We start from the raw sequence: 960 nt of genomic DNA, 5'->3' as shown, positions 1-960 counted from the left end.
CCGCCGCCCAGGGATTCGCCGCCGCCGGCGTCGCCGTCGGATTGAAGTCGACCGGCAAGCCCGACGTCGCGCTGGTCGTCAACCGCGGCCCACGCAAGGTGGGCGCCGCCGTGTTCACGAGCAACCGGGCCAAGGCGAACCCGATCATCTGGTCGCAGCAGGTCGTCGCGGACGGCGTCATCGAGGCGGTCGTGCTGAACTCCGGCGGGGCGAACTGCTTCACCGGATCGTTCGGCTTCCAGACGACCCATCAGACCGCCGAGAAGGCCGCCGAGCTCCTCGGGGTGAGCGCCGGCGACGTCGTCGTGTGCTCCACGGGCCTCATCGGCACGGGCGACGAGGTCTTCCGGGCCAAGGTTCTCGCGGGCGTCGAGGAGGGCGTGGCGGCGCTGTCGGACGACGGGGGAGAGGCGGCATCCCTCGCGATCATGACCACCGACTCCCGGCCCAAGCGCGCGGTGCGCACCCACGACGGGTGGACCATCGGCGGTATGGCGAAGGGCGCCGGGATGCTGGCGCCCGGCCTCGCGACGATGCTGGTCGTCATCACGACCGACGCCGAGCTCACGAGCGCCGAGGCGGATGCGGCCCTGCGCCGCGCGACCGGCACGAGCTTCGACCGGCTCGACTCCGACGGGTGCATGTCGACGAACGACCAGGTCACCCTGCTCGCGAACGGGGCCACCGGCATCCATCCCGATCTCGACGTGTTCGCCGCCGTGCTCGCCGACCTCTGCCAGGACCTCGCCCGGCAGCTGCAGGGCGACGCCGAGGGCGCGAGCCACGACATCACGATCCGCGTGGTCGGCGCCGAGAGCGAGACCGACGCGGTCGAGGTCGGGCGCTCCGTCGCGCGCAACAACCTGTTCAAGGCCGCGATCTTCGGCAACGACCCGAACTGGGGGCGTGTGCTCGCCGCCATCGGCACCACCGCGGCCGCGTTCGACCCGTACGACGTCG

General features: G+C 72.1%; 1 protein-coding gene. It reads left to right on the top strand.

All coding sequences use genetic code 11. The annotated features are described in order from the left end of the window. Positions 1–960, top strand: a 960-nt coding sequence (locus tag ASG00_RS10360) for a bifunctional ornithine acetyltransferase/N-acetylglutamate synthase (RefSeq protein ID WP_442922641.1), incomplete at both ends; no start/stop codon positions are given.

Origin of the sequence: Microbacterium sp. Leaf351 (genome assembly GCF_001423825.1) — a bacterium.
GTDB classification, from domain to species: Bacteria; Actinomycetota; Actinomycetes; order Actinomycetales; family Microbacteriaceae; genus Microbacterium; species Microbacterium ginsengisoli.
The sequence above is the reverse complement of the archived record's forward strand: the minus strand, read 5'-3'. Positions and strand labels throughout refer to the sequence as shown.